The sequence below is a fragment of the Streptomyces sp. MUSC 14 genome, from assembly GCF_001866675.1.
In the GTDB taxonomy this organism is placed as follows: Bacteria; Actinomycetota; Actinomycetes; order Streptomycetales; family Streptomycetaceae; genus Streptomyces.
Genome location: NZ_MLYN01000009.1, coordinates 172,096 through 194,362 on the forward strand (window position 1 = coordinate 172,096; position 22,267 = coordinate 194,362).

Sequence of the window (22,267 nt, forward strand, 5' to 3'; positions counted from 1 at the left end):
CCTGGGCGCGCCGCCGGTGGTGACCGCGGCGTACCGTGAGGTGCGCCCGCACACCCCCGCGGGCGCCGCACGACCCCGCACGACCCCGCACGAGAAGGACCCTCGCCATGCGCGCCACCACCATCCACGCCCCGTACGACATGCGCGTGGAGGACGTCCCCGAGCCCGTGGTGCAGCTGCCCACCGACGCCGTCGTCCGGGTGCTGCGCGCCTGCATCTGCGGCAGCGACCTGTGGGCCTACCGCGGCGAGGCGGCCCGGCAGCCGGGCCAGCGCATCGGGCACGAGTTTCTCGGCGTGGTCGAGGAGACCGGCTCCGAGGTGGGCACCGTCAGGCGCGGTGACCTGGTCGTCGCGCCCTTCATGTGGTCCGACGGCGTCTGCGACTACTGCCGCGAGGGTCTGACGACGTCCTGCGAGCACGGCGGTTTCTGGGGCTCCGTCGGCTACGACGGCGGCCAGGGCGAGGCCGTGCGCGTGCCCTTCGCCGACGGCACCCTGGTCCAGCTGCCCAAGGACGCGGCCTCCGACGACCACCTGCTGTCCGCCCTGCTGACCCTCTCCGACGTCCTCGGCACCGGCCACCACGCCGCGCTCGGCGCGGGCGCCCGGCCCGGTGCCACGGTCGCGGTCGTCGGGGACGGCGCGGTCGGCCTGTGCGCCGTGCTCGCCGCCAAGCGGCTGGGCGCCGAGCGGATCATCGCCCTCGGCCGGCACGAGGTCCGTACCGACATCGCGCGCCGCTTCGGTGCCACCGACGTCGTCGCCGAGCGCGGGGACGCCGCCGTCGAGGCCGTCCGCGAACTCACCCGCGGGCAGGGCGCGCACGCCGTGGTCGAGGCCGTCGGCACGGAACAGTCCATGCGTACGGCCGTCAACATCACCCGCGACGGCGGTGCCATCGGCTTCGTCGGCGTGCCGCACGGCAGCGGCACGGGTCTGGACCTCGGCGTCATGTTCGACCGGAACATCGCCCTGCGCGGCGGTGTCGCCCCGGTCCGCGCCTACATCCCCGACCTGCTCCCCGACGTCCTCGACGGCACGATCGACCCCTCGCCGGTGTTCGACCTGACCGTCGGCATCGAGGGCGTGCCGGACGGCTACAAGGCGATGGACGAGCGCACCGCCCTCAAGGTGCTCGTCACCAACGGCTGAATCCGCAACGGCTGAGTCCGCAACAACTGAATCAACATCGCGATCAACAGTTGATCCAGTCGGTCATCACGTCCAGCGGATCGGCAGTGGCAGTGCCGTGATCAGGCCCGAGACCGCGACCACCGCGCTCAGGGCGATCACCCCGCCCCGCGCGGGCGCGGACGCGGTCAGCGGGTCCGGCGCGCGGCGCAGCCGGATCCGCGCCCACAGGGCGAGCACGGCGACGACGGCGACCAGGACGAGCCTGGCGGACAGGGTGCGTCCGTACGCCGTCGTCGTCAGCTGGTCCGGCATCGTGGCCGCCGGCATCCGCCGCGGTGAACTGCACACGCCCGTCGCGGTGATGACCGCGAGCAGCGCGAGCGCCACGCGCGCGTAGCGGCCGAGCAGCGCGGCCAGCGGCCACATCTGCGCCGCCGGACGCCGTGAGAGTGCGCAGAGCCCCGCCGGCAGAAAGCCGTTGACCTCCAGCAGGGCCGGCTTGCTGCCGCGGGAACCGTACAGCCCGCCGACGCCGATCTGGCCCAGGCTGTGCGGGATCAGATCGCCGACGGACACCACCGAGGCGAGCGCCGGCGCGGCGGCGAGCCCCCGCACGAACAGCACGCCCAGCGGCACGCTCAGCGCGGCGAACAGCACCGCGCGCAGCAGCCCGATGCCGCCCACGCCCGGCGCGGCGGCCTCCCCGGTGCCGCGCAGCGCCGCCGCCGGCCCGAGCAGCGGGAACAGGGCGCCCAGCGCCGTCAGGACGAGGAGGGCGGCGGCCCGGCCGGTGCCGGACCGCCGGTCGGGGCCGCCTTCGTCGGCGGCCTCGGCGGCGGGCCGCGTCGCGCTCACCCCGCGATCTTCGCCAGTCGCCGCAGAACCGGGCAGGTCCCGGAAAACAACTGGGGCCACGGCATCCCACGCATACGTACGTTTCCGGCCGCCCGCGCGCTCACCGCCAGCGGGCCGGGGACGACCCCCACGGCACCGGGGCCGCCGCCCAGTCCCCGGGGCCGTCCGCGAAGGTCACGGGTGGCAGGGCGTGGCGCAGTCGGCCGAGCGGGCCGTCCGTCTCGGCCAGCCACGCGTCCGGGCCCGGGTGCGGCGCGCCCGTGGCCGGAGTCGGCCGGATCCCGTCCGTCAGCCAGTGCGCGGTGCGGGCCAGCGCCAGCCGCACCGACCGGCCGCCGCCGTCGTACGACTGCTCCGTCAGCGCCCGCAGCACGGCCGCCGCCAGCAGATAGCCGGTGCCGTGGTCCAGGGCCTGCGCGGGCAGCGCACCGGGCGCCTCGGCCGAGCCCTCGGTCACGGCGATGCCGGTCGCGACCTGCACCAGGCTGTCGAAGCCGCGCCGCCCGCCCCACGGCCCGTACGCGCCCCACGCCGAGACCTGCGCCACCACCAGCCCGGGCCGGCGCTCGGCCAGGGCCTGCGGCGCGAGCCCGAACGCATCGAGAGCGCCGTGCCGGTAGCCGGTGACGACGACGTCCGCCGACGCCAGCAGCTCCTCGAAGGTGCCCCGGTCCGTACGCAGGTCGAGGGTGGCGGATTGCTTGCCGAAGCCCGTGTCGGCGTGCTGGTCGGGCAGTTCGGGCAGCCAGGGGGCGTCCACCCGCAGGACGTCCGCGCCCAGCAGGGCCAGGGTGCGGGTGGCGACCGGACCGGCGAGGACCCGGGTCAGGTCCAGCACGCGCAGCCCCGCGGCGGGCAGCAGCCGAGCGGCGGCGGGGTCGAGCGGTGCGAGCACGCGCGCGCGTACGGAGTCCAGGCGCTCGCGCTGGACCAGCGGGCGCGCGGCCACCTCGGCGGCCTGCTCGGTGGCCGCCCACTCCTTCGGGGTGCGCAGGGCCACGGCGAGGCCGCCGGAGCCGTGGACCGCGTCCTCGACCTCCAGGGCGCGCCGTTCGGCGAGCCGGGCGGCCGCCCGGTCCACCGAGGCGTCCTCGGGCAGGCCCAGCGCACCGAGCAACCGGGCCCGGTGGTGCGGGTAGTTGGCGTGGGTGCGCACCCAGCCGTCGGCCGTCCGCCAGAACCGCGACAGCGGTGCGAAGGCGACCGGGGCCCGGCCGTCGACCCGCAGGTGCCGCTCGCTGTGGAAGGCGGTGGCGACGGCGCCGTCGTCGACCCGGACGCCGGGCACTCCGGTGAGCCCGGCCCGGCGGGCCGCCAGTTCCGCGGCGGCCAGCGCGCAGGCACCGGCACACGCGCGGGCCAGCTGCCGTACGGGCAGGCGTGCGGCGAGGGCGTCCGGGCGCTCGACCGTCGTCACCCGGGAGAGGAGGACGGGATCGCCGCCCAGTGCGGCCCACGCGGACGCGATGTCCGCCGAAATACCTGACGGGGTGCCTGACGCGATATCTGCCATGACTACACTATGCATTATTGATGAATCAATATTGATTCAATCAACCTTTGAATCAACTCCGAGGGAGTCGCGCACGGGGACGGTCCACTCGCGCGGCGACCCCGGCTTCTGTGCCGCGACCTGGGCGGTGCGGTGCACGACGGACCGGTCGACCAGTGTCCGGTAGTAGCCGGCGTCGCCCTCGTGCCGGAACTCCCGCCAGCCGACGCGCCAACGGGGCAGCGCCGTCCGGGAGATGACCCCGAGAGTGTGCTCCTCGAGCAGGAAGCCCCGGACGGGCGCCACCAGCAGCCAGTGCACCGGGCGATGGACGGCGCTCGCAGCGCAGCGCCGTCCCAGCCATGCGCGAGCCGCGGCGGCAACGGCTCCCAGGCGGCCGGATCTTGGGAGGACTGCATGACCGGATCATGCCGTACGGGTGCGCCGGCCGGAGCGTGCCCCTGTCAACCCACCCGTCTCTGTCCCTGCTCGGTCACCTGGTCGACCAGGTCACCAGGTCACCGCGGCCAGTGCGTCCGCCCTGCCGTGGCCGTAGAAGCCGTTGTCGTTCTTCGCCCCCTCGCACACCGCGTCGACCTTGCCGTCGCCGTTGATGTCGTACGGGTCCGTGCACGGCACCGCGTCGGCCTCCGCGTAGAGCAGTGCCTTCACCAGGCTCGCCGGAGCATGCGGATGGGTTGACTTGATCAATGCGGCAACACCCGCGACGTGCGGGGTCGCCATCGAGGTTCCCGCCATGTATCCCCATGTGCCGCCGGGCAGCGGGCCGAGGATGAGGCCGCTCGTCGCCGGGGGCTCCGGCTTCTGGTAGGCCGTCGAGTCCCCGCCCGGCGCGGCGATGTCGATCACTCCGAGGCCGTAGTTGGAGAACGAGGACTTCACCCCCTTCGCGCCGGTCGCCGCGACCGTCACGACACCCGGCAGCTGGGTCGGTATGTCGTAGCACGTGTGTGGGTCGATCACGCGGTCCGACGGGGTGCCGTCGTTCGGGGAGGCCTTGTCCGTGATCGAGTCGGACGCGAGGTCGTAGCTCTCGTTGCCCGCCGCCGCGACGTTGACCGTGCCCTTCTTCTCCGCGTACCGCGAGGCCCGGGTGATGGCGTCGACCAGCGCCCGCTGGTCGGGGTCACCGGTGCAGTTGAAGTACCACGGGTCGGTGTAATAGCTGTTGTTGGTCACGTCGACGTGGTGCTCGGCCGCCCACATGAAGCCGCAGACCACGGCCTCGGTGTAGAAGTAGCCCTTCGGGTCGGCGACCTTGATGCCGGCCACCTTGACGCCCGGCGCGACGCCCGTGACGCCGACACCGTTCTTCGCGGCCGCGATCTCCCCGGCCACATGGGTGCCGTGCGGGCTCTCCGACGCGCTCGGCCGCCAGGCACCGTCCGTCGTGTCGGCCCTGCCGGACACGCAGTTGACCGAGTCCGCGCGGTCGAAGTTGGGTGCGATGTCCGGGTGGGTGTCGTCCACACCGGTGTCGATGACGCCGACCGTGACGTCCGGGCTGCCCAGGGTCTTCTCGTGCGCCTTGTCCGCCTTGACGGCCGGCAGGTCCCACTGCAACGGCTCCAGCGGGTCCTGGCCCGCCGTCGCCTCCGCGCCGGCCGCGGCGATCTCCCGGGCGCTGAGCGCCTTCGGCGCACCCATGTCCGTGGTGGACTGGGCGGGCAGCGGCGCGGTGCGCGTGGCCCCGGCCGAGTCCACCCCGCGCACCGCGCGCATCCGGGCACCGAACCCGGGGTCCGAGGAATGGACGACGAACACCCCGATCCTGTCGTAACCGGCCACGAGGGAACCGCCGTTGCGTGCGATCTCCCGGCGTACCGACTCGATCGTGCGGCGGTCGGTCCGGGTGTTGACCACGTAGGCGAGGTTCGGGCCGGTCTCCGCCGCCCGCGCCGCCGGTGCCGTGGCGGGCGCCGCCGAGGCCGCCGCCGGGAGGGAGCCGAGCGAGGCGGTCAGGGACAGCACGACGGGCACGGCGAGCGCGAGCCTGCGTCTGGAGTGCGAATGAGGCACGGGGTCTCCACATCATCCGGATACGGAACCGCCCGAGACACGGAGAGCGATCGGGCAGGTACATGACGAGTCGGTTGTGCATGGTGAAGCTATCCCGTCGGTTGCTGATCATCAATGACTTGGCAATGACTCGACAAGACCGCTTGCGGATCAACTCATAAGACTTGAACCGGTCCTGGCGTGGCGCCGTGGACCTTGGGCAGGGAGCACGAGCACCATCAAGCCCCCCGTCGTCATGGCAACCGCGAACGCGAGGAGACTCCGTGGCCACCGAGACACCGCCCCCCGCACCGTCGGGGACATCCCTTCCCTCCACCGAGGAGTTCGCAGAGGTGCAGCAGAGCGCGGAGTTCGGCGAACTGCGCCGCGCCCACCGCTCCTTCGCCTTCCCCCTGACCATCGCCTTCATTGCCTGGTACCTGCTCTACGTGCTGCTCTCCAACTACGCGGACGGCTTCATGGGCACCAAGGTGGCCGGCAACATCAACGTCGCCCTCGTCCTGGGCCTCGCCCAGTTCGTCACCACGTTCCTCATCGCCTGGTGGTACGCACGGCGCGCGGCCGCACGACTCGACCCCAGGGCCGAGGCCATCAAGTCCCGGATGGAGGGCGGCGCATGAGCCCCGCACAGCACACCCTGCTCGCGGTCGGCGAGGCGAGCCAGCACCGGACCCTGATCGTCACCCTGTTCGCGGTGTTCGTCGCCGCGACCCTCGGCATCACCGTCTGGGCCGGCCGCCAGACCAAGGACGCCGCCGACTTCTACGCCGGCGGACGGCAGTTCACCGGCTTCCAGAACGGCCTCGCCGTCTCCGGCGACTACATGTCGGCCGCGTCCTTCCTCGGCATCGCCGGCGCCATCGCCCTCTTCGGCTACGACGGCTTCCTGTACTCCATCGGCTTCCTCGTCGCCTGGCTGGTCGCCCTGCTCCTGGTCGCCGAGCCGCTGCGCAACTCCGGCCGCTACACCATGGGCGACGTCCTGGCGTACCGCATGCGCCAGCGCCCCGTCCGCACGGCGGCGGGCACGTCCACCATCGTCGTCTCGATCTTCTACCTGCTCGCCCAGATGGCCGGCGCGGGCGTCCTCGTCTCGCTCCTGCTCGGCATCACCAGCGACGGCGGCAAGATCGGCATCGTCGCCCTGGTCGGCATCCTGATGATCGTCTACGTCACCGTCGGCGGCATGAAGGGCACCACCTGGGTCCAGATGGTCAAGGCGGTCCTGCTGATCCTCGGCGCCCTGCTGCTGACCTTCCTGGTCCTGCTGAAGTTCCACTTCAACATCTCCGATCTGCTCGGCAAGGCGGCCGGCAACAGCGGCAAGGGCACGGCGTTCCTGGAGCCCGGCCTGAAGTACGGCGCCACCGGCACCACCAAGCTGGACTTCCTCTCGCTCGGCCTCGCCCTGGTCCTCGGCACCGCGGGTCTGCCGCACATCCTGATCCGCTTCTACACCGTCCCCACCGCCAAGGCCGCCCGTAAGTCCGTCATCTGGGCCATCGGCCTGATCGGCGCCTTCTACCTGATGACCCTCGCGCTCGGCTTCGGCGCCGCGGCCCTCATCAAACCGGCCGAGATCATCGCCTCCAACAAGGCGGGCAACACCGCGGCCCCCCTCCTCGCCCTGCACCTCGGCGGCGTCGACTCCACCTGGGGCGCCGTCATGCTCGCCACCATCTCCGCGGTCGCCTTCGCCACGATCCTCGCGGTCGTCGCGGGCCTGACCCTGGCCTCGTCCTCGTCGTTCGCGCACGACATCTACGCCAACGTCATCAAGAAGGGACAGGCCACCGAGAAGCAGGAACTCGGCGCGGCCCGCTGGGCGACCGTCGGTATCGGCGCGGTCTCCGTCGTCCTCGGCGCCCTCGCCCGCGACCTGAACGTGGCCGGCCTCGTCGCGCTCGCCTTCGCCGTCGCCGCCTCGGCAAACCTGCCGACCATCCTCTACAGCCTCTTCTGGAAGCGGTTCACCACCGCCGGCGCGCTGTGGTCGATCTACGGCGGCCTGGTCACGGCGGTCGGCCTCGTGCTCTTCTCGCCGGTGGTCTCCGGCAGCCCGGCCTCGATGTTCCCCGAGGCCGACTTCCACTGGTTCCCGCTGGAGAATCCCGGCATCATCTCCATCCCCGTCGGCTTCCTGCTCGGCGCCCTCGGCACCCTGCTGTCGAAGGAGACCCCGGACGCCGGCAAGTACGCCGAACTGGAGGTCCGCTCGCTGACCGGCACCGGAGCGCACTGACACCGGTTCCTACGACGGCCGCGCCGTGCGGGACTGTACGGTCCTACGACGCGGCCTCGTCGTAGCTCGTGGGATCGGGCCGCTGTCGTTGTCAGTGTCGTCACGTAGGCTCGCCAGCGACGGACGACTCATCCGCGACGGACAATTGAGTGACCGAGAGGGAGGGGGCCCACGTGCTCATCGACACCTACGGCCGGGTGGCCACCGACCTGAGGGTCTCACTGACCGACCGGTGCAACCTGCGCTGCACCTACTGCATGCCCGAGGAGGGCCTGCAGTGGCTGGCCAAGCCCGACCTGCTCACGGACGACGAGATCGTGCGCCTCGTCGACATCGCCGTACGGCTGCTCGGCATCGAGGAGGTCCGGTTCACCGGCGGTGAGCCCCTGCTGCGCCCGGGCCTGGTCGGCATCGTCGAGCGCGTCACGGCCCTCGCCCCCCGCCCCCGGACGTCGCTGACGACCAACGGCATCGGCCTCAAGCGCACCGCGGCGGCCCTGAAGACGGCCGGCCTGGACCGGGTCAACGTCTCCCTGGACACCCTGCGCCCGGACGTCTTCAAGACCCTGACCCGCCGTGACCGGCACAAGGACGTCATCGAGGGACTGGAGGCCGCCCACGCGGCCGGCCTCACCCCCGTGAAGATCAACTCGGTCCTGATGCCCGGACTGAACGAGGACGAGGCCCCCGACCTGCTGGCCTGGGCGATCGAGTACGGCTACGAGCAGCGCTTCATCGAGCAGATGCCCCTCGACGCCCAGCACGGCTGGAAGCGCGAGGGCATGGTCACCGCCGGGGACATCCTCGCCTCCCTGCGCACCCGCTTCGACCTCACCCCCGAGGGCGCGGACGAGCGCGGCTCGGCCCCGGCCGAGCGCTGGCTGGTCGACGGCGGCCCGCACCGGGTCGGCGTCATCGCCTCCGTCACCCGCCCCTTCTGCGCGGCCTGCGACCGCACCCGCCTCACGGCCGACGGCCAGATACGCACCTGCCTGTTCGCCACCGAGGAGACCGACCTGCGCGGCGCCCTGCGCGGCGGCGCCTCCGACGAGGAGATCGCCCGCATCTGGAAGCTGGCGATGTGGGGGAAGAAGGCGGGGGCCGGCCTGGACGACCCGTCCTTCGTGCAGCCGGACCGACCGATGTCGGCGATCGGAGGCTAGGACCCTCAGGCCCCTTCGGGCGCTTGCCACTCCTCGAACGGCACGACGTCCTTCAGGAAACCCCGCACCCCGAGAAACTGCGAAAGATGCTCGCGGTGCTCCTCGCACGCGAGCCATGTCTTGCGCCGCTCCGGCGTGTGGATCTTCGGGTTGTTCCACGCCAGGACCCACACGGCGGCGGCACGACAGCCCTTGGCGGAGCAGATCGGGATCTCGTCAGTCACGGGTTCGTCTCACAAAGAGGGGGCCGGAACAAGGCGACGCCGGGCAGCCACGGGGGGAGCTGCCCGGCGTCGGTCCGTCGCTCCGACGGGGGATGCGGAGCGCGTACGCAGTATGTCACGGGTACCCCATCACCCGGCACCGGAACTGCATGATTGATCTGAGCTTTTCTTGAGCTTCACGGGGAGGACGAATTCCGCTTCCACCACTGGTCCGCGGGTCGCATCGGGCGGATCACATGGGGTCGGGCCGCTCCCCGCGCGCTCCGGTCGGATGCGCCGAAGCCCCCTCCGCGGCGGGCTGCTCCTGTGTGTCCTCGGTGCGCGGCGGCGTGATCATCGGCTTCGTCGGCATGCTCACGAACGTCGACGGCAGGGACGGCGGCCGCTCACGGCCGGCGTTCGCGATCACCACGGCGACGTAGGGAAGCAGCGCACCGAACACCAGCGCCACGATGGCGACGTACCGCTCGACGTTCCACAGGGCGACCGCGAGGATCACCGACGCCGTGCGGACGGTCATCGAGATCACGTACCGCCGCTGCCGGCCCCGCACGTCCTCGGCGAGTCCCGTCCGGGCCCCGGTGATCCGGAACACCTGGACGCCGCCGTGCTGTTTCCGCATCACAGTCCACCATCCGCCCGCATCGGACTCTCCCCGGCCCGCCGCCGTCCGCACCCGGCCGGGAACCGGGCGGGGACACGTTCCACGGTACGCCGCGGCCGGGTCATCGACGAGACCGGGGCACCCACTGCCTGCGGCGATGACTCCGTACCCGCCCGTGCGGGTGATTCCGACATGCGCCGTACGGCCCACCCGCCGACACTGGCCCTAATGCTCACGTCGAGCCGTTCGAGGAGGCAGCCATGGGCTGGTTGTGGGCGATCATCGTGGGATTCGTGCTCGGCATCATCGCCAAGGCCGTCATCCCGGGCAAGCAGCACAGTCCGCTGTGGCTGACCACCATCTGCGGCATGCTCGGCGCCATCGTGGGCAACGCCGTCGCCCGTGCGCTCGGCGTCGCGGCGACCCGGGGCATCGACTGGAGCAGGCACATCTTCCAGATCGTGGCGGCGATCATCATCGTGGCCGCCGTGGACGCCCTCTACATGGCGACGCTGGGGAAGCGGAAGGCCCAGAGAACATCGGCGTGAGAACACCCTGAACGGGAGCGCCCGAGGGGTGCGGGGCCGCATCGGAACCCGCACCCCTCGACGGCACTACCCGGCGACGACCTCCACCGCGGCCAGGTTCTTCTTGCCGCGCCGAAGCACCAGCCACCGGCCGTCCAGCAGATCCTCCTTCGCCGGGACGGCGTCCTCGGAGGCGACCTTCACGTTGTTCACGTAGGCACCGCCCTCCTTCACCGTCCGCCGCGCGGCGGACTTGCTGGCGACGAGACCGACCTCCGCGAGCAGGTCGACCACCGGGCCCAGCTCGGCGACCCGGATGTGCGGCACCTCGGACAGCGCGGCGGCCAGCGTCGCGCCGTCCAGCTCCGCCAGCTCGCCCTGGCCGAAGAGGGCGCGGCTCGCGGCGATCACCGCGGCCGTCTGGCCGGCGCCGTGCACCAGCGTCGTCAGCTCCTCGGCGAGCGCGCGCTGCGCGGCCCGGGCCTGCGGACGCTCCTCGGTCTGCCGCTCCAACTCCTCCAGTTCCGCACGGGACTTGAAGGACAGGATCCGCATGTACGTCGAGATGTCCCGGTCGTCCACGTTCAACCAGAACTGGTAGAACGCGTACGGCGTCGTCATCTCCGGGTCGAGCCAGACGGCGCCGCCCTCGGTCTTGCCGAACTTGGTGCCGTCCGCCTTCGTCATCAGCGGGGTGGCCAGGGCGTGCGCCTCGGCGCCCGGCTCCAGGCGGTGGATCAGGTCCAGTCCCGCCGTGAGGTTGCCCCACTGGTCGCTGCCGCCCTGCTGGAGCGTGCAGCCGTACCGCCGGAAGAGCTGCAGGAAGTCCATGCCCTGCAGGATCTGGTAGCTGAACTCCGTGTAGCTGATGCCCTGGTCGGACTCCAGGCGGCGGGCCACGGAGTCCTTCGTCAGCATCTTGTTGACGCGGAAGTGCTTGCCGATGTCCCGCAGGAACTCGATCGCGGAGAGGCCCGCCGTCCAGTCGAGGTTGTTGACCATGACCGCGGCGTTCTCGCCCTCGAAGGACAGGAACGGCTCGATCTGCGCGCGCAGCTTGCCGACCCAGCCGGCCACCGTCTCCGGGGCGTTCAGCGTGCGCTCCGCCGTCGGGCGCGGGTCGCCGATCAGGCCCGTCGCGCCGCCGACCAGCGCCAGCGGCCGGTGCCCGGCCTGCTGGAGCCGGCGCACCGTGAGCACCTGCACCAGGTGCCCGACATGCAGGGACGGCGCGGTCGGGTCGAAACCGCAATAGAACGTGACGGGACCGTCCGCGAGCGCCTTACGCAAGGCGTCCTCGTCGGTGGACAGGGCGAACAGCCCACGCCACTTCAGCTCGTCGACGATGTCCGTCACGGTTCTCGTGTCTCCTCGATGATCTCCGGGCAGTCGAGCGACCACCGCCTACGAGGTTATACGCCCTGACTGACAGAGCTCATATTGAAGTCGGGCACCCGCAGGGCAGGCATCGCAGCCCTAGTGAACCAGTCGCTCCACTCCCTCGGCAGCGTCTTTTCCGTGCGCCCGGCCTCCACGGCCCGCCGCAGCAGGTCCACCGGCGACTCGTTGAACCGGAAGTTGTTCACCTGCCCGGTCACCTCGCCGTCCTCCACGAGGTAGACGCCGTCCCGGGTCAGACCGGTCAGCAGCAGCGTCGCCGGGTCGACCTCGCGGATGTACCACAGACAGGTCAGCAGCAACCCGCGTCCGGTGTCCGCGACCATGTCCTCCAGGGAGCGGTCGGTACCGCCGTCCAGGATCAGGTTCCCGAGCGCCGGGGCGACCGGCAGCCCGGTCAGCTCCGCGCTGTGCCGGGTGGTCGTCAGATGCTTCAGCATCCCCTCGCCGACCCACTCGGTGGCGTGCGCCGGCAGTCCGTTGTCGAACACCGACTGGTCGCCGCCCGAGGAGTGGGCGACCACGAACGGCGCGCACTCCAGACCCGGCTCGTGCGGATCGCTGCGCAGCGTCAGCGGCAGCCCGCTCAGCCGGTCGCCCACGCGCGTGCCCCCGCCCGGCCTGGAGAACACCGTCCGGCCCTCGGCCGCGTCCCGGCCCGACGCCGACCACAGCTGGTAGATCAGCAGGTCCGCGACCGCGGTCGGCGGCAGCAGGGTCTCGTACCGGCCCGCGGGCAGCTCCACGCGCCGCCCGGCCCAGCCGAGCCGCACGGCCAGCTCCGCGTCCATGGCGGCCGGGTCGACGTCCTTGAAGTCCCGTGTGGAGCGGCCGGCCCAGGCCGAGCGCAGCCGGTCGGGCGACTTGGCGTTCAGCTCCAGCGTGCCGGTGGGCTGGTCGTGGCGCAGCCGCAGACCCGTGGACGTGCCCAGGTACGTCGACACCAGTTCGTGGTTGGCGAAGCCGTACAACTCACGGCCGCCCGCACGCGCGCGTGCGAACGCCTCGCCGAGCGCCGGGGCGAAGTCCGTGAAGACCGCCGAGGAGGTCTCGGCGGGCGCGTCCGTGAAGTCGGGGGACTCCGGCACTCCGCCGACCAGGGGCTGCGCGTCCTCGGCGGGCCCGGCGCCGCGCGCGGCGTCCTCGGCGGCCCGCACCAGCGGCTCCAGTTCCTCCGCCGTGACGGCCGACCGGGACACGACGCCCGAGGCCGTGCCCTCCTTCCCGGCCACGGTCGCGATCACGGTGAGCGTACGGCCGCGCGTCACGCCGTTGGTGGTGAGCGCGTTGCCCGCCCAGCGCAGGTTGGCCGTCGAGTGCTCGTCGGCGATGACGACACAGCCGTCGGCCCGGGACAGCGCGAGCGCCTGCTCCACGACCTCGTGCGGCTTGTTGCTGCGGGCGCTCATCGACCGGCCTCCTGCGTGGTGTTCAGAATGTTGACGCCCTTGAAGAGGGCGGACGGGCATCCGTGCGAGACGGCCGCGACCTGGCCGGGCTGTGCCTTGCCACAGTTGAAGGCGCCACCGAGGACGTAGGTCTGCGGACCGCCCACGGCAGCCATCGAGCCCCAGAAGTCCGTCGTGGTCGCCTGGTACGCCACGTCCTTCAGCTGCCCGGTGATCCGCCCGTTCTCGATCCTGAAGAACCGCTGCCCGGTGAACTGGAAGTTGTACCGCTGCATGTCGATCGACCAGGACCGGTCACCGACGACGTAGATGCCCCGGTCGACGCTCCCGATGAGCCCCTCCGTGGACAGTCCGGCGGGATCCGGCCGGAGCGAGACGTTGGCCATGCGCTGCACCGGCACATGCCCGGGGGAGTCCGCGAAAGCGCAGCCGTTGGAGCGGTCGAACCCGGTCAGCCTCGCGATCCTGCGGTCCAGCTGGTAGCCGACCAGCGTGCCGTCCTTCACCAGGTCCCAGGACTGCGCCGCGACGCCCTCGTCGTCGTAGCCGACGGTCGCGAGGCCGTGTTCGGCGGTGCGGTCGCCGGTGACGTTCATCAGCTCGGAGCCGTAACGCAGCTTGCCCAGCTGGTCGAAGGTGGCGAAGGAGGTGCCGGCGTAGGCGGCCTCGTAGCCGAGGGCACGGTCCAGCTCCGTGGCGTGGCCGACGGACTCGTGGATCGTCAGCCACAGGTTGGAGGGATCGACCACCAGGTCGTACAGGCCCGGCTCCACGCTCGGCGCCCGCATCTTCTCGGCGAGCAGCTCCGGGATCCGCTCCAGCTCGCCGTCCCAGTCCCAGCCGGTGCCGGTCAGGTACTCCCAGCCGCGTCCGACCGGCGGCGCGATGGTCCGCATCGAGTCGAACTCACCGCTGGACTCGTCCACCGAGACCGCCGTCAGCTCCGGGTGCAGCCGCACCCGCTGCTGGGTGGTCACGGTCCCCGCCGTGTCGGCGTAGAACTTGTTCTCGTGCACGGTGAGCAGCGAGGCGTCGACGTGGCTGACGCCCGGCGCGGCCAGCAGCCGCGCGCTCCACTCGGTCAGCAGCGCCGACTTCTCCTCGGCCGGCACGGAGAAGGGATCGATCTCGTACGACGAGATCCACGTCCGGTCGGCGTGCACGGGTTCGTCGGCCAGCTCCACCCTCTCCGCCGACCCGGCGGCCTTGATGACCTGGGCGGACAGCTTGGCCATCGCCACCGCCTGCGAGGCGACCTTCGCGGCCGCGTCCAGGGTCAGGTCGACCCCGGAGGCGAAGCCCCACGTGCCGCCGTGCACGACCCGGACCGCGTACCCGAGGTCGGTGGTGTCCGACGAACCCGCGGGCTTGGCGTCCCGCAGCCGCCAGGACGCGCTGCGCACCCGCTCGAACCGGAAGTCCGCGTGCTCGGCCCCCAGCGCACGCGCGCGTGCCAGCGCCGCGTCGGCGAGGGCGCGCAGGGGAAGCGCTGTGAAGGCTTCGTCGATGGAATGGGGCACGGAGGTCTCCCTGCTGTCGTGGCCTGTCTGGTCCGATCATGTCGCGGACGCGCCCTCGGGGACTACACGGTTTCGGTCCCGCCCCGCTCCTTTCTGTAGGGATCCGACAGGGACTCGCTCGTGCCACTGTCGGGGCCCGCTTGCCCGAGCGTGCGGTGCTACCGATAGGTTTTCGATGAAGCCGCCTGTCATCGACGTGTTCGGGTGGGTGGGCCCCATGCTTCAGACCGCTATCGAAAGGGTGATCCGTTGAGCCGCTCGGTTCTCGTCACCGGAGGAAACCGGGGCATCGGCCTCGCCATCGCCCGCGCATTCGCCGACGCCGGCGACAACGTCGCGATCACGTACCGTTCGGGCGAGCCGCCGGCCGGCTTCCTCGCCGTCAAGTGCGACATCACCGACCCGGAGCAGGTGGAGCAGGCCTACAAGGAGATCGAGGACCAGCACGGTCCGGTCGAGGTCCTGATCGCCAACGCCGGCGTCACCAAGGACCAGCTCCTGCTGCGCATGTCCGAGGAGGACTTCACCTCGGTCATCGACACCAACCTCACCGGCACCTTCCGCGTCGTCAAGCGTGCCAACCGCGGCATGCTGCGCGCCAAGAAGGGCCGCGTCGTCCTGATCTCGTCCGTGGTCGGCCTGCTCGGCTCGGCGGGACAGGCGAACTACGCCGCCTCCAAGGCCGCCCTCGTCGGCTTCGCGCGCTCCCTCGCCCGTGAGCTGGGCTCGCGCAACATCACCTTCAACGTCGTCGCACCCGGCTTCGTCGACACCGACATGACCAAGGCGCTCACCGACGAGCAGCGCGAGAACATCATGTCCCAGGTGCCGCTCGGCCGTTACGCGCAGCCCGAGGAGATCGCCGCGGCGGTGCGGTTCCTCGCCTCGGACGACGCCTCGTACATCACTGGAGCCGTCATCCCCGTTGACGGCGGACTGGGAATGGGTCACTGATCACCATGAGCGGAATCCTCGAGGGCAAGCGCGTCCTGATCACCGGTGTGCTGATGGAGTCCTCCATCGCCTTCCACGCGGCCAAGCAGGCCCAGGAGCAGGGCGCCGAGATCATCCTGACCGCGTTCCCGCGGCCCACCCTGACCGAGCGCATCGCCAAGAAGCTGCCGAAGCCCACCAAGGTCATCGAGCTGGACGTGACGAACGAGGAGCACCTCGCGCGGCTGGCCGACGTCGTCGGCGAGGAACTGGGCGGCCTCGACGGTGTCGTGCACTCCATCGGCTTCGCGCCGCAGGACGCGCTCGGCGGCAACTTCCTGAACACGCCGTTCGAGTCCGTGGCCACTGCCATGCACGTCTCGGCGTACTCCCTGAAGTCGCTCACCATGGCCTGCCTGCCGCTGATGCAGAACGGCGGCTCGGTCGTCGGCCTCACCTTCGACGCGCAGTTCGCCTGGCCGCAGTACGACTGGATGGGCCCGGCCAAGGCCGCCCTGGAGGCGACCAACCGCTACATGGCGCGCGACCTGGGCAAGCAGAACATCCGCTGCAACCTCATCTCCGCGGGCCCCATCGGCTCCATGGCCGCCAAGTCCATCCCGGGCTTCGGCGAGCTGGCCGCCGTGTGGGACAGCCGCTCCCCGCTGGAGTGGGACCTGAAGGACCCGGAGCCGGCCGGCAAGGGCATCGTCGCCCTGCTGAGCGACTGGTTCCCGAAGACCACCGGCGAGATCATCCACGTCGACGGCGGACTGCACGCGATCGGCGCGTGACGCTGCCGCTGAGGCTTGGCCGATGACCGAGGCCCGCGTCCGCAGGGGCGCGGGCCTCAGTCGTACCCGGTGAGCGGCAGGGGGTGGTGAAGACTGTGCGTCGCGGGCTGCGGGCCGTTTCGTGGCTGGTCGCGCGGTTCCCCGCGCCCCTGGGGCGGCTGGTGTCACCCGTTCGGCCCACCCGTCGGGCGGCCGGCCCACCCGACGGCGCACTCTGGAATACGCGTTCACCTCACGCGATCCCGTCCGGGCCGGCAGAGGAGGTCCCCTTGTGCGCCTGCCCGGAAGCCTGGCCCCGGTGACCGTGGCCCTGGCCCTCGTCCTCTGTCTGCCGTACGACGCGATGCCCTACGCGCGCGTGGACGGCGCGAAGCCGCCCGCGCCGAACCTCTTCGGCGCCGCCTGCCGGACGGACGTCCACGGCTCCCACGTGGTGGCCTACTGCCACAACCCCTACGTCGACACCGACCGCGTACGCCTGCACATCAAGTGCGCGCAGTGGTGGGACATCGGCACCGACAGCGCCCCGGTGGACACCCCGCCCGCCCTGACCGTGCGGCTCACGGGCCGGTGCTGGAAGGGCGTCCGCGCGGTCTGGATCAGCCACCAGAGGGAGCGCTGAACCGGCCCGGGCGGCACAGGAACGGATAGCTCGCCGCCTCGGCCGCGGCCGCTTCCTTGTCCCCCTTGCGGATGGCGTCCGTCAGCCGGGTGTGGTCCATGTGCGTCTCCGGGGTCAGCTCCGCCCCCACGTCCGCGCGCAGCCAGTCTCGCAGCACCTCGCCCAGGTCGGCGTACATCGCCGTCATGGCGTCGTTGTGGGAGGCGGCCACGACGGCCAGGTGGAAGGTGGCGTCGGCGGCCACGAACGCCTCCGCGTCGCCCGTCTCCCAGGCCTCCTCGCGCCGCTGCATGAGCGCGTCCAGCTGCTTGAGGTCCTTCTCGGTACGCCGCTCGGCGGCCAGCTTCGCCGCGGCCGACTCGAGCGCGGCGCGCAGCTCGGCGATGTGCCGCGGGTCGGCGTCCGCGAACCGGCGGTGCATCACCCCGGCCAGCTCACTCGTCGCCACCACGTACGTGCCCGAGCCCTGCCGGATGTCCAGCAGTCCGTTGTGCGCCAGCGCGCGCACGGCCTCGCGGACCGTGTTGCGGGCGACCCCCAGCTGCTCGACCAGCTCCGGTTCCGTCGGGATGCGTGCGCCGACCGGCCACTCGCCGGAGGTGATCTGGTTGCGCAGTTCGGCGATGACCTGCTCGGACAGCGCCGAACGGCGCGGATGGCTCAGGGGCATGGCACACCTTCGCACGACAGGCCCGGATCCGGCCGACCCGAGAATGGACAGTGAATCATCCCATCATTCTATGATGGGCCTCATGGCTAGTGAGGAAACCCGGACAGCGGACACCCGTACGGCGATGTCGTCCCCATCCATGTCATCCATGTCATCCACGTCATCCACCGGACGCGGTGCCGCCGCGGCGGGCACCCCCGACACGACTCCCGGCGCAGGCCGCACGCGCGCGTGGGCGACACGGTTGATGGTCCTCGGCATCGTCCTGTCCGCGCTGAACCTCCGCCCGGCCATCACGAGCCTCGGCGCCCTCCTGGAGGAGGTCCGCGACGGGCTCGGCATGAGCGGCAGCGTGGCGGGTCTGCTCACCTCCGTGCCCCCGCTCTGCTTCGCCGTCTTCGGCATCACCGCCCCCCGCCTGGCCCGCCGCTTCGGCCCGGCCGCCGTGGTCTGCGCCGGCATGGTCGCCATCACGACGGGCCTGCTGATACGGCCGTACGTCGGCGGCACCGCCGGCTTCCTGGCCGCCAGCGCGCTCGCCCTCATGGGCATCGCGGTCAGCAACGTGCTCATGCCCGTCATCGTCAAGCGCTGGTTCCCCGACCGCGTCGGCTCCATGACCGGCCTGTACTCGATGGCCCTCGCCATGGGCACCTCCCTCGCCGCCGCGATCACCGTGCCGCTGACCGACGTGATGGGCGGCGACTGGCACCCCGGCCTGGCCGTGTGGGCCGGCCTCGCGGCCGCCGCCGTCCTGCCCTGGCTGCCGCTCGTCCGCGACCGCGGCGCCGCCCCCGGTGAGCCGCGGCCGGAGCAGGCGCGCACGGCCGCGGCGGCGGCCGGGGAACAGCCCGCACCCCTGCGCATCACCCGCAGCCGCACCGCGTGGGCGCTCGCCGTCTTCTTCGGTCTCCAGGCCACCGCCGCCTACATCACCATGGGCTGGATGGCGCAGATCTTCCGGGACGCCGGTGTCGCGGCCGGTACCGCCGGCCTGCTCCTCGCCGTCACCATGGTGATGGGTGTGCCGCTGGCCTTCGTCATCCCGCGCGTCGCCACACGGCTGCCCCACCAGGGGCCGATCGTGCTGGTCCTCGGCGTGTGCGGGCTCGCCGGATACGCCGGCCTGTACCTCGCGCCGGCCGGCGGTGCCTGGGCCTGGGCGGTGCTGCTCGGCATCTCCAACTGCGCCTTCCCGCTGGCTCTGACCATGGTCGGCATGCGCGCCCGGAGCGGTGCCGGGGTGGCCCAGCTGTCCGCGTTCGCGCAGAGCACCGGCTACCTGATCTCCATCCCGGGCCCGCTGCTGGTCGGCGTGCTGTACCAGCAGAGCGGCGGCTGGGGGCTGCCGATCGCCCTCATGGCGGGCCTGATGGTGCCGCAGATGCTGGTCGGCTTCCTGGCGGGCCGCGACCGCACGGTGGAGGACGAGGCGGCGGCCCACTGAGCGGACCGCCCCCGCGCGCGTGCCGTCACGGCGCCACGCTGAGCGGCCACCCCGGCGCCGCGCGCGCGGGGGACCGGTGCGAGACTGACGGCATGCAGCCTGTGCTCGATCCGAACCCGCAGAACGGCCAGAAGAAGATGCTGATCGTCTTCGGCTCGTTCTTCGCCATCTTCGCCGTCATCGCCGTCATCGCGATCATCGCCTCCCCGTGAGGGCCGCCCGGAGACCGTCCGGAGGCCGCCCGTCCCGGCGGATGGTGGGGCTGGCTCCACCATCCCCTAGGGGGTAAGGGTCAGGGTGAAGTGGGTGGATCTCCGGATGGGCCGGGGGACGCGGATTCCGTAGCTTCGAGTGGTGACCGCGCGAGGCGGTCACGGACCCGCCCGAAGACCCGCGGAGGCGATCATGTCGGCCCGTACCCACTCCCGGCCCCACCCGGCGACCCCGGGCGGCGTCGACATCCGGCTGCCCTGGTGGGCCCTCGCCCTGCCCGCGCTCGCGTTCGTCGCGCTGCTGCTGCTCATACTGAACCCGTCGGACGCGCATGCCGCGGGCGGCGACTCCACGATCACCCACCTCTTCGAACGCGCCCAGCAACTCCTCGCGCGCTGAGCCGGAGCCCCGTGCGCGGGTGATCTCGCACATCAACTCCCTGCACCACCTGGCTTGTTTCATGCGAAGCTGGGCTTCATGAGCGTTGAAGAACCTCGCAAGATCGTCCTCCTCCGGCATGCGAAGGCCGACTGGGGCCAGGAAGCCGACCACGAACGGCCCCTCGCCGAGCGCGGCCGGCAGGACGCCCCCGTCGCGGGCCGCAAGCTGGCCGATGCAGGGATCACCTTCGACCTGGCCCTGTGCTCCACCGCTGCCCGGACCCGTGAGACCTGGAAGCTCGCCGTCCACGAGCTCACGGAGCGACCGAGGACCGTCTACGAGGAGCGGATCTACGAGGCGTCCCTGGGCGAGCTGATCGCACTGCTCAACGAAACCCCGGACGACGTGCGCAACCTCGTCCTGATCGGCCACAACCCCGGGATCCACGCCCTCGCCGACGCCCTCGCGGGCGAGACCGAGGGGGACTGCCTCCCGCGGATGAACCGCAGCGGCTTCCCGACCGCCGCCTTCGCGGTGCTCACCGTCGAGGGCCCCTGGAAGTCCGTGGAGCACGGAGTGGCCAGGCTGGTCGACTTCTGGGCCCCGCACAGCTGACGCAGAACAGAGCGGCACACGAGGAGCCTGGTACCGCCCGCGCGGGCGGTACCAGACCCGTCGTCGTACGCGCGTCGTCGGGAAGCGGCGGAAGGGGCTCGGACGCTTCAGCCCTCGTCGTGCGTGTCGGCCGCCTCGACCTCTTCACGGGTGATGCCCAGCAGGTACAGCACGGTGTCGAGGAAGGGGAAGTTCACCGCCGTGTGCGCCGCCTCGCGGACCACCGGCTTGGCGTTGAAGGCCACGCCCAGGCCGGCCGCGTTCAGCATGTCGAGATCGTTGGCACCGTCGCCGATCGCCACGGTCTGCGACAGCGGCACCCCGGCCTCCGCGGCGAACCGGCGCAGCAGCCGCGCCTTGCCCGCCCGGTCCACGATCTCGCCGGTGACCCGGCCGGTGAGCTTCCCGTCGACGATCTCCAGCGTGTTGGCCTGCGCGAAGTCCAGGCCCAGCCGTTCCTTCAGATCGTCCGTGACCTGGGTGAAGCCGCCGGAGACCACGCCGACCTGGTAGCCGAGTCGTTTCAGCGTGCGGATCAGGGTGCGCGCGCCCGGCGTCAGCCGGACCTCGTTGCGCACCTTCTCCACGACGGAGGCGTCCAGCCCCTTCAGCAGTGCCACGCGCGCGTGCAGGGACTGCTCGAAGTCCAGCTCCCCGCGCATCGCCGCCGCCGTCACCTCGGCGACCTTGTCCGCGCAGTCGGCGTGCGCCGCGAACAGCTCGATGACCTCGTCCTGGATCAGCGTGGAGTCGACGTCCATGACGACCAGTCGCTGGGCGCGCCGGTGCAGGCCCGCCGAGACGACCGCGATGTCGACACCCAGTGCCGCCGCGTCGGATGCCAGGGCCGTGCGCAGCGGCTCGGTCTCCACCCCGGAGATCGCGAACTCCACGGCTGTCACCGGGTACTTGGCGAGCCGGAAGATACGGTCGATGTTGCCGCCGGTCTTCGCGATCCGCGCGGCCACGGCGGCCGTCGACTCGGCGGTGAGCGGATGGCCGAGCACGGTCACCAGAGAGCGCCCGAGACCACGGGGACGGTTGTCGCCGTGCCCCGAGATGATCTCCGCCTGCATCTTCACCGACTCGGCCCAGCTGTGCACGGTGGCCCGCAGGTCGCCCTCCAGACCGGCCGGCGGCTGGGTCACCAGCGCGCACAGCACCAGTCGGCCCCGGGTGACGACCTGCTCGATGTCGACCACGTCGACGAGGTAGGCGGCAAGGGTGTCGAACAGCCCGGCCGTGATGCCCGGCCGGTCCTTGCCGAAGATCTTGACGAGGAGGGTGGGGGCCTCGGGGGTCTGCGAAGCGGCGGTCTGCGAAGCGCTCATGGTGTCACCACCGTATCCGGCACCCAGTGCCCAGCGCCGCCGAGGTCCGCCTGACGGACACGGAACAATGGATGTCGGGCGGGTATCAGGGATCTTGCCACCGCGCGAAGGACGGCGGCCGATGCGCTGCGCGGGAGGGTGGCGGAGCCACCGCGGTCATCCCGTGCGCTTCGGTTTCCCCGGTGGTGGCGGTGGCGGCGGTGGCCACAGCCTGCGCTCCGGCCCCGGTGAGGGGTCGTCCGGCCGTGGGGCGGGACGGCGCCGGGGACGCGGGGGAGCGGGGCCGATGGGTCCGTCGATGGTCGGTGCGCCGTACACGCCGTACGTCTCGCCCCGAGCTCCTGGCGAGCCGCCCCCGGCCCGTGACACGTCGTCCTCGGCCCCCGGCGGCCCACCCGGGGCTCCTGGTGGCCGTGCGTCCTGCGGTTCCTCGCGCGGTTCCCCCGGCACCCGGAGGTACGGATTGGTGTCCGGGTTCGGCGGCCGGTACGGCAGGCTCGGCACATACGGTCCCGCACCGTCGCCGTGCCCCGTCGGCCCTGCCTCCCCGTCGTACCCCGCGCCCCCGCCCACCCGCGCATCGCTGCCCGAGAGCCCCCGGGCCGCCCACACCGCCCCGGAGCCGGCCGCCCCCGTGCCCCACGCCAGCAG

24 protein-coding genes are annotated in these 22,267 nt (G+C 71.9%); 13 read left to right on the forward strand and 11 right to left on the reverse strand.

What is annotated here, in order from left to right; all coding sequences use genetic code 11:
- Positions 1-107: 107 nt before the first annotated feature.
- Positions 108-1,154 carry a zinc-dependent alcohol dehydrogenase family protein gene (locus BIV25_RS05355; protein WP_071370960.1) on the forward strand — a complete coding sequence of 349 codons (1,047 nt, stop codon included), beginning with the start codon at positions 108-110 and terminating at the stop codon, positions 1,152-1,154.
- 66 nt (positions 1,155-1,220) lie between these two features.
- Here the strand turns inward: BIV25_RS05355 and BIV25_RS05360 are convergent, their stop codons facing one another.
- The 4 genes from BIV25_RS05360 to BIV25_RS05375 form a co-directional block, all read right to left on the reverse strand.
- A complete protein-coding gene (locus BIV25_RS05360) occupies positions 1,221-1,991 on the reverse strand; it encodes a CopD family protein (RefSeq protein WP_071370961.1) in 771 nt (256 codons plus the stop codon).
- 100 nt (positions 1,992-2,091) lie between these two features.
- Positions 2,092-3,504 carry a CoA transferase gene (locus tag BIV25_RS05365; protein ID WP_071370962.1) on the reverse strand — a complete coding sequence of 471 codons (1,413 nt, stop codon included), beginning with the start codon at positions 3,502-3,504 and terminating at the stop codon, positions 2,092-2,094.
- 36 nt (positions 3,505-3,540) lie between these two features.
- Positions 3,541-3,804: a hypothetical protein gene (locus tag BIV25_RS05370; protein ID WP_071370963.1), complete on the reverse strand. Its 264-nt coding sequence runs from the start codon at positions 3,802-3,804 to the stop codon at positions 3,541-3,543.
- A gap of 189 nt (positions 3,805-3,993) precedes the next feature.
- Positions 3,994-5,523, reverse strand: a complete 1,530-nt coding sequence (locus BIV25_RS05375; protein WP_071370964.1) for a S8 family serine peptidase — start codon at positions 5,521-5,523, stop codon at positions 3,994-3,996.
- Positions 5,524-5,786: 263 nt separating this feature from the next.
- Between BIV25_RS05375 and BIV25_RS05380 the strand changes: the two genes are divergently transcribed.
- The 3 genes from BIV25_RS05380 to moaA all read left to right on the forward strand — a co-directional run bounded on the left by BIV25_RS05380 (position 5,787) and on the right by moaA (position 8,928).
- Positions 5,787-6,143, forward strand: coding sequence for a DUF485 domain-containing protein (locus BIV25_RS05380; RefSeq protein WP_071370965.1), 357 nt, complete (start codon positions 5,787-5,789; stop codon positions 6,141-6,143).
- Positions 6,140-7,765 carry a cation acetate symporter gene (locus BIV25_RS05385; protein ID WP_071370966.1) on the forward strand — a complete coding sequence of 542 codons (1,626 nt, stop codon included), beginning with the start codon at positions 6,140-6,142 and terminating at the stop codon, positions 7,763-7,765. Before BIV25_RS05380 ends, BIV25_RS05385 begins: the two co-directional genes overlap by 4 nt.
- Positions 7,766-7,938: 173 nt before the next feature.
- Positions 7,939-8,928, forward strand: coding sequence for a GTP 3',8-cyclase MoaA (gene moaA / locus BIV25_RS05390; protein WP_071370967.1), 990 nt, complete (start codon positions 7,939-7,941; stop codon positions 8,926-8,928).
- A gap of 5 nt (positions 8,929-8,933) precedes the next feature.
- On the opposite strand, the gene BIV25_RS05395 is transcribed toward moaA, so the two are convergent.
- On the reverse strand, positions 8,934-9,152 hold the full coding sequence (locus tag BIV25_RS05395) for a hypothetical protein (RefSeq protein WP_071370968.1): 219 nt from the start codon (positions 9,150-9,152) through the stop codon (positions 8,934-8,936).
- 232 nt (positions 9,153-9,384) lie between these two features.
- Positions 9,385-9,774 (reverse strand): DUF3099 domain-containing protein, encoded by a 390-nt coding sequence (locus BIV25_RS05400; RefSeq protein WP_071370969.1) that lies wholly within the window; start codon positions 9,772-9,774, stop codon positions 9,385-9,387.
- Between the two features lie 242 nt (positions 9,775-10,016).
- On the opposite strand from BIV25_RS05400, the gene BIV25_RS05405 reads away from it, so the two are divergent.
- The gene (locus BIV25_RS05405; RefSeq protein WP_071370970.1) at positions 10,017-10,304 is read left to right on the forward strand and encodes a GlsB/YeaQ/YmgE family stress response membrane protein; all 288 of its coding nucleotides are present in this window, start codon (positions 10,017-10,019) and stop codon (positions 10,302-10,304) included.
- 66 nt (positions 10,305-10,370) lie between these two features.
- Here the strand turns inward: BIV25_RS05405 and tyrS are convergent, their stop codons facing one another.
- From tyrS to BIV25_RS05420, 3 genes are read right to left on the reverse strand one after another with little or no spacing between them, the layout of a single operon-like run.
- Positions 10,371-11,639, reverse strand: a complete 1,269-nt coding sequence (gene tyrS, locus BIV25_RS05410) for a tyrosine--tRNA ligase (RefSeq protein ID WP_071370971.1) — start codon at positions 11,637-11,639, stop codon at positions 10,371-10,373.
- A 56-nt stretch (positions 11,640-11,695) separates the two neighbouring features.
- Positions 11,696-13,090: a TldD/PmbA family protein gene (locus BIV25_RS05415; RefSeq protein WP_071370972.1), complete on the reverse strand. Its 1,395-nt coding sequence runs from the start codon at positions 13,088-13,090 to the stop codon at positions 11,696-11,698.
- On the reverse strand, positions 13,087-14,610 hold the full coding sequence (locus tag BIV25_RS05420) for a TldD/PmbA family protein (protein ID WP_071370973.1): 1,524 nt from the start codon (positions 14,608-14,610) through the stop codon (positions 13,087-13,089). Before BIV25_RS05420 ends, BIV25_RS05415 begins: the two co-directional genes overlap by 4 nt.
- Before the next feature lie 249 nt (positions 14,611-14,859).
- Between BIV25_RS05420 and fabG the strand changes: the two genes are divergently transcribed.
- From fabG to BIV25_RS05435, 3 genes are all read left to right on the forward strand, one after another.
- Positions 14,860-15,564 carry a 3-oxoacyl-[acyl-carrier-protein] reductase gene (fabG, locus tag BIV25_RS05425; RefSeq protein ID WP_071370974.1) on the forward strand — a complete coding sequence of 235 codons (705 nt, stop codon included), beginning with the start codon at positions 14,860-14,862 and terminating at the stop codon, positions 15,562-15,564.
- A gap of 5 nt (positions 15,565-15,569) precedes the next feature.
- Positions 15,570-16,337, forward strand: a complete 768-nt coding sequence (fabI, locus tag BIV25_RS05430) for an enoyl-ACP reductase FabI (RefSeq protein ID WP_071370975.1) — start codon at positions 15,570-15,572, stop codon at positions 16,335-16,337.
- Positions 16,338-16,608: 271 nt separating this feature from the next.
- On the forward strand, positions 16,609-16,959 hold the full coding sequence (locus tag BIV25_RS05435; protein ID WP_071370976.1) for a hypothetical protein: 351 nt from the start codon (positions 16,609-16,611) through the stop codon (positions 16,957-16,959).
- On the opposite strand, the gene BIV25_RS05440 is transcribed toward BIV25_RS05435, so the two are convergent.
- Entirely contained in the window at positions 16,937-17,629 is a 693-nt protein-coding gene (locus tag BIV25_RS05440) for a FadR/GntR family transcriptional regulator (RefSeq protein WP_071370977.1), read from the reverse strand. The genes BIV25_RS05435 and BIV25_RS05440 overlap by 23 nt on opposite strands.
- Before the next feature lie 70 nt (positions 17,630-17,699).
- On the opposite strand from BIV25_RS05440, the gene BIV25_RS05445 reads away from it, so the two are divergent.
- From BIV25_RS05445 to BIV25_RS05455, 4 genes are all read left to right on the forward strand, one after another.
- Positions 17,700-19,076 carry a CynX/NimT family MFS transporter gene (locus BIV25_RS05445; RefSeq protein ID WP_079176428.1) on the forward strand — a complete coding sequence of 459 codons (1,377 nt, stop codon included), beginning with the start codon at positions 17,700-17,702 and terminating at the stop codon, positions 19,074-19,076.
- 92 nt (positions 19,077-19,168) lie between these two features.
- The gene (locus tag BIV25_RS52365) at positions 19,169-19,288 is read left to right on the forward strand and encodes an SGM_5486 family transporter-associated protein (protein ID WP_256255592.1); all 120 of its coding nucleotides are present in this window, start codon (positions 19,169-19,171) and stop codon (positions 19,286-19,288) included.
- Positions 19,289-19,481: 193 nt separating this feature from the next.
- Positions 19,482-19,688 carry a hypothetical protein gene (locus BIV25_RS05450; RefSeq protein ID WP_071370979.1) on the forward strand — a complete coding sequence of 69 codons (207 nt, stop codon included), beginning with the start codon at positions 19,482-19,484 and terminating at the stop codon, positions 19,686-19,688.
- 78 nt (positions 19,689-19,766) lie between these two features.
- On the forward strand, positions 19,767-20,285 hold the full coding sequence (locus tag BIV25_RS05455; protein WP_071370980.1) for a histidine phosphatase family protein: 519 nt from the start codon (positions 19,767-19,769) through the stop codon (positions 20,283-20,285).
- Positions 20,286-20,392: 107 nt separating this feature from the next.
- Here BIV25_RS05455 and serB read toward each other — a convergent pair whose 3' ends face one another.
- The gene (gene serB / locus BIV25_RS05460; protein ID WP_071370981.1) at positions 20,393-21,616 is read right to left on the reverse strand and encodes a phosphoserine phosphatase SerB; all 1,224 of its coding nucleotides are present in this window, start codon (positions 21,614-21,616) and stop codon (positions 20,393-20,395) included.
- A gap of 466 nt (positions 21,617-22,082) precedes the next feature.
- On the opposite strand from serB, the gene BIV25_RS51990 reads away from it, so the two are divergent.
- Positions 22,083-22,267 (forward strand): hypothetical protein (locus BIV25_RS51990; protein ID WP_371272989.1); only part of this gene is annotated, 185 nt, incomplete at its 3' end.

What these genes read in the sequence shown, in the direction of transcription:
- BIV25_RS52365 (WP_256255592.1), top strand. Translation starts at nt 19,169, where the DNA reads ATGCAGCCTGTGCTCGATCCGAACCCGCAGAACGGCCAGAAGAAGATG.
- BIV25_RS05440 (WP_071370977.1), bottom strand. Translation starts at nt 17,629, where the DNA reads ATGCCCCTGAGCCATCCGCGCCGTTCGGCGCTGTCCGAGCAGGTCATC.
- BIV25_RS05415 (WP_071370972.1), bottom strand. Translation starts at nt 13,090, where the DNA reads ATGAGCGCCCGCAGCAACAAGCCGCACGAGGTCGTGGAGCAGGCGCTC.
- BIV25_RS05445 (WP_079176428.1), top strand. Translation starts at nt 17,700, where the DNA reads ATGATGGGCCTCATGGCTAGTGAGGAAACCCGGACAGCGGACACCCGT.
- BIV25_RS05365 (WP_071370962.1), bottom strand. Translation starts at nt 3,504, where the DNA reads ATGGCAGATATCGCGTCAGGCACCCCGTCAGGTATTTCGGCGGACATC.
- BIV25_RS05450 (WP_071370979.1), top strand. Translation starts at nt 19,482, where the DNA reads ATGTCGGCCCGTACCCACTCCCGGCCCCACCCGGCGACCCCGGGCGGC.
- fabI (WP_071370975.1), top strand. Translation starts at nt 15,570, where the DNA reads ATGAGCGGAATCCTCGAGGGCAAGCGCGTCCTGATCACCGGTGTGCTG.
- BIV25_RS05405 (WP_071370970.1), top strand. Translation starts at nt 10,017, where the DNA reads ATGGGCTGGTTGTGGGCGATCATCGTGGGATTCGTGCTCGGCATCATC.
- BIV25_RS05455 (WP_071370980.1), top strand. Translation starts at nt 19,767, where the DNA reads ATGAGCGTTGAAGAACCTCGCAAGATCGTCCTCCTCCGGCATGCGAAG.
- serB (WP_071370981.1), bottom strand. Translation starts at nt 21,616, where the DNA reads ATGAGCGCTTCGCAGACCGCCGCTTCGCAGACCCCCGAGGCCCCCACC.
- BIV25_RS05385 (WP_071370966.1), top strand. Translation starts at nt 6,140, where the DNA reads ATGAGCCCCGCACAGCACACCCTGCTCGCGGTCGGCGAGGCGAGCCAG.
- BIV25_RS05400 (WP_071370969.1), bottom strand. Translation starts at nt 9,774, where the DNA reads ATGCGGAAACAGCACGGCGGCGTCCAGGTGTTCCGGATCACCGGGGCC.
- BIV25_RS05355 (WP_071370960.1), top strand. Translation starts at nt 108, where the DNA reads ATGCGCGCCACCACCATCCACGCCCCGTACGACATGCGCGTGGAGGAC.